We start from the raw sequence: 3,878 nt of genomic DNA, 5'->3' as shown, positions 1-3,878 counted from the left end.
TTCGACTGGGATGGCACATTGTCCGATTCCGCCGGCGGTATCGTCGATGCGATGCAGGCCGCCATCGCCGACCTGGGTCTGCCGACGCGCGAGGATCACGAGATAAGCGGTCTGATTGGTCTGGGTGTGTGGGAGGCGCTGGCGATTCTGTTTCCGGACCACAGCCGCGAGGAACTGGAGCCGCAGCTGATGGACTACCGGGCGCGAACCGGCCCCGGCCGGATCGAGCACGCACCGTTGTTTCCGCAGGTCGAGCAGACGCTGCGCTGGTTCGCGGATGCCGGTTTCACCTTGGCCGTGGCCACCGGCAAGGGCCGCCAGGGTCTGGAGGTCGCGCTGGATGCGACTGACCTGCGCGCGTATTTCTCCGCGACCCGGACCGTCGACGAGGCGCCATCCAAGCCCGCGCCGGACATGCTGGAGGAACTGCTGTGGGAGACCGATACGCCGCCGGAGCGCGCGCTGATGATCGGCGACAGCGAATACGATCTGGCTATGGCGCGCAACGCCCGGGTCGCGTCGGTCGGCGTGTTGTGCGGCGTGCATGATGCCCGGACGCTGCGGCGCTGCGATCCACTGGGGCTGGTCGCGCAGGTGGCCGATCTGCCGGCCTGGCTGGAGACGTATCGGACCCGCTGAATAACCGGTCAGTCGATCATCAGCCCGATCTGGCGCAGCCAGCGGGCGAGGGCGATCAGCGGCAGCCCGATCAGCGCGGTCGGGTCCTCCGACTCCACGGATTCGGTCAGGCTGATGCCCAGACCTTCGGACTTGAAGCTGCCGGCGCAATCCAGCGCAGATTCGCGGGCGAGGTAGTTGTCGATGCTCGCGGGTGTGAGCCTGCGAAAGCGCACGCGGGTGGTGTCCAGATGCTCCAGGCTGTCGCCGGGCCCGACCAGGCACATCGCGGTCTGGAACTCCACGACGTGCCCCGAACACTGACGCAGCTGCGCGCGGGCCCGCTCCGTCGTGCCCGGCTTGCCCAGCGCCTCGTCGCCCAGCATGGCGACCTGGTCGCTGCCCAGTACCCATTGTCCCGGATGCCGGCGCGCCACATGTTCCGCTTTCTCGCGGGCCAGGCGGACGGACAGCGCAAGCGGTGATTCCTGGGGCCTGCGGGTCTCGTCGATGTCCGGCGAATCCGCGACGACCGGAATTTGCAGCCTCCCGATCATTTCCCGCCGGTAGCGGGAGCCGGAGGCAAGGATCAGCACCGGTTCGGAAGTGGCCGAAAGTGCCGGATTATCTTGATTTTCTTTGACTTGATCTGCGCTCATCACTATCATCGCGCGCGCCATGCAGCGCCCCATGCCGGTTTGGATCGATCTGGCGCGTGCACCTGCTCGTCAGCAGATGGAAGGTCTCATCACTGCCGAGCGCATGCCGCGCCTGCTGGATGCCGGTGTCGAACTGCTTCGACCGGCGGAGGTGTCGTTGCATCTTGTCGTTCCGGAATTCCGGTCCGACGCAAGACCGGCGGAAGTGACGGGGCGTATTGTGGCCCTGGTATCACTTCAGTGCCAGCGCTGCATGGAAGCCATGGACCACGCGATTGACGCGCCGGTGCATTGGCATCTGGTGGCGTCGGATTCGGTGGATGTCGACGCTGATGCCGACCCCATCGTATTGGATGGTGATCGTTTCCAGGTTCTGGATGCGGTCACGGACGAATTATTGCTCGCCGTCCCGAGCTACCCGCGGCACGCTGAATGTGCGCCGCCGGACACACAGACTGGCTCGGACGACAACTGAGGACCTCGAGATGGCCGTACAACAGAACCGTAAAACCCGTAGCAAGCGCGGCATGCGTCGCTCCCACGACGCCCTGAGCGCCGCCGCGCTGTCGACCGATCCGACCACCGGTGAAACCCATCGCCGTCACCACGTGACCGCCGATGGCTACTACCGCGGTCGTCAGGTGATCGTGAAGCCGCAGGCTGCGGAAGAGCAGGAATAAGCTGTCTTCACAGCGTTGCGCCCGTACGGACACGTGCGGTTGCCAATCTGCTGATCGTCCGCTTAACCAGGCCGGAAAACGCCGTGGCTGACCTGCGAATCGCGCTGGACGTGATGAGCGGTGACCACGGCGCGTCCGTTGTGCTGCCCGCGGCCAGGGCCGTGCTGGATGAAACCCCCGGGTTGTCCCTGTTGCTGGTTGGTGACGAGACCGCCATCGGCGGGCAGGTCGACGCGCTATCCAGGCAATTTCCCGGCCGGGTCGAGCTGATTCATGCCGAACAGGTGGTCGGCATGGACGAGCTGCCGTCGCGCGCGCTGCGCGGCAAGAAACGTTCGTCGATGCGCCTGGCCATCAACGCCGTCAAGGACGGTTCAGCCCGGGCCTGCGTGTCAGCCGGCAATACCGGTGCGCTGATGGCCACCGCCCGTTTCGTGCTCAAGACCCTGCCCGGGATCGACCGGCCCGCGATCATCTCGCGGATTCCCGCCATCGACGGCTATACCCACATGCTGGATCTGGGCGCCAACGTCGAGTGCAGCGCCGACCATCTGGTCCAGTTCGCGGTCATGGGTGACGTGGTCGCCCATGCGGTTCACGGTCTCGACTCGCCACGCGTTGCGTTGCTTAACATCGGCGAGGAGGAGATCAAGGGCAATGACGCCATCCGCGAGGCGGGGCAGCGACTCGCCGCCAGCGACCTGAACTACATCGGTTACGTCGAGGGCACCGACGTGTTCCTGGGCGAGGTCGATGTCGTGGTTTGTGACGGGTTCTCCGGCAACGTCGCGCTGAAATCCAGCGAAGGCGTCGCCAAGCTGATCGGCATGTATCTTCGCGAGGAGTTCTCGCGCAACGCCCTGACCAAACTGTCGGCACTGGCCGCCGCGCCGGTGCTGAAGTCCTTCGCGCGTCGGATCAACCCGGGCAACTACAACGGCGCGAGCTTCGTCGGCCTGCAGGGCATCGTGATCAAGAGTCATGGCAGCGCCGACGCCGAGGCCTTCGCCAACGCCATTCGCATCGCGATCATCGAGATCGAGTACGACGTGCCGCGCAAGATCGAATCCCTGCTGGCAAGCAGCCTGCATGCGGCCGAATCCCAGCAGGCGGTGGGCGATACCCCAGCTTAGTCGGAGCTACTGAACCAGGGAGTTCAGCTCGAAGATCGGAAGCAGGATCGCCAGCACGATCATCAGCACGAAGCCACCCATGGTCAGGATCAGCAGCGGCTCGAACACCCCCATCAGTCCGGCCACCAGTGTCTCCACCTCACGTTCCTGGTGCACGGCCGCGCGCTCCAGCATGTCGTCCAGCTTGCCGGACTGCTCGCCACTGGCGATCAGGTGAACGGCGATGGGCGGAAACAGCCCGCTGGTGGTCAGTGACTTGCTGATCGATTCGCCTTCCCGCACCCGTCGCGTGGCGTTGGTGATGGCTTCCTGCATCGGCAGGTTGGTTACCACCTGCTCGCAAATCTTCAGCGCCTCCAGCATCGGGACGCCACTGCCCGACAGGATGCTCAGCGTGCGGGTGAAGCGGGCGGTGTTGAGCCCGCGCGCAAGACGTCCGATCAGCGGAAGTTTCAGACGGATCGAGTCGACCCGGTAGCGGAACGCGTCGCGGCGTTTCAGCAACGACCAGATCACCACGGCAGCCGCGATGCCGCCCAGCAACAGCCACCAGTTCGCGCGGAGGAAATCGCTGGTCGCGATCATGCCGCGCGTCAGCGCGGGCAGCTCCTGGTCGATGGACGAGAACACGTCTCTGGGCGAGATTTTTTCCATCCAAGAACGCAGCGCCGCGCACTTCAGACAGGCCTTGCCCTGGTTCGAACAATCCAATGCGCTGCAGCCCAACCGCCCCGAAACGCTCAGGGGTTTGATGATTGTGCATCACGCCCTGTTCGACGATGAGCAGG

6 protein-coding genes are annotated in these 3,878 nt (G+C 65.0%); 4 read left to right on the top strand and 2 right to left on the bottom strand.

Features of this window, described 5'->3' with window-relative positions; genetic code table 11:
• A partial coding sequence (locus tag ABNS06_RS07855) for an HAD-IA family hydrolase (protein ID WP_348673712.1) occupies positions 1 to 639 on the top strand: 639 nt, incomplete at its 5' end.
• 8 nt (positions 640 to 647) lie between these two features.
• Here ABNS06_RS07855 and ABNS06_RS07850 read toward each other — a convergent pair.
• Entirely contained in the window at positions 648 to 1,277 is a 630-nt protein-coding gene (locus ABNS06_RS07850; RefSeq protein ID WP_348673710.1) for a Maf family nucleotide pyrophosphatase, read from the bottom strand.
• Between the two features lie 19 nt (positions 1,278 to 1,296).
• Here ABNS06_RS07850 and ABNS06_RS07845 point away from each other — a divergent pair, with 19 nt between their 5' ends.
• The 3 genes from ABNS06_RS07845 (at position 1,297) to plsX (ending at position 3,090) form a co-directional block, all read left to right on the top strand.
• The gene (locus ABNS06_RS07845; RefSeq protein ID WP_348673708.1) at positions 1,297 to 1,752 is read left to right on the top strand and encodes a YceD family protein; all 456 of its coding nucleotides are present in this window, start codon (positions 1,297 to 1,299) and stop codon (positions 1,750 to 1,752) included.
• A 10-nt stretch (positions 1,753 to 1,762) separates the two neighbouring features.
• Positions 1,763 to 1,957: a 50S ribosomal protein L32 gene (gene rpmF / locus ABNS06_RS07840; protein WP_348673706.1), complete on the top strand. Its 195-nt coding sequence runs from the start codon at positions 1,763 to 1,765 to the stop codon at positions 1,955 to 1,957.
• A gap of 83 nt (positions 1,958 to 2,040) precedes the next feature.
• Positions 2,041 to 3,090, top strand: coding sequence for a phosphate acyltransferase PlsX (plsX, locus tag ABNS06_RS07835; RefSeq protein WP_348673705.1), 1,050 nt, complete (start codon positions 2,041 to 2,043; stop codon positions 3,088 to 3,090).
• A 6-nt stretch (positions 3,091 to 3,096) separates the two neighbouring features.
• On the opposite strand, the gene ABNS06_RS07830 is transcribed toward plsX, so the two are convergent.
• On the bottom strand, positions 3,097 to 3,720 hold the full coding sequence (locus ABNS06_RS07830) for a type II secretion system F family protein (protein WP_348673703.1): 624 nt from the start codon (positions 3,718 to 3,720) through the stop codon (positions 3,097 to 3,099).
• Positions 3,721 to 3,878 lie beyond the last annotated feature (158 nt).

Origin of the sequence: uncultured Abyssibacter sp. (assembly GCF_964000955.1) — a bacterium.
Lineage (GTDB): Bacteria > Pseudomonadota > Gammaproteobacteria > Nevskiales > OUC007 > Abyssibacter.
Note: the sequence above shows the minus strand (reverse complement) of the source record. Positions and strands in the feature narration are given on the sequence as shown.

What these genes read in the sequence shown, in the direction of transcription:
- rpmF (WP_348673706.1), top strand. Translation starts at nt 1,763, where the DNA reads ATGGCCGTACAACAGAACCGTAAAACCCGTAGCAAGCGCGGCATGCGT.
- ABNS06_RS07850 (WP_348673710.1), bottom strand. Translation starts at nt 1,277, where the DNA reads ATGAGCGCAGATCAAGTCAAAGAAAATCAAGATAATCCGGCACTTTCG.
- ABNS06_RS07845 (WP_348673708.1), top strand. Translation starts at nt 1,297, where the DNA reads ATGCAGCGCCCCATGCCGGTTTGGATCGATCTGGCGCGTGCACCTGCT.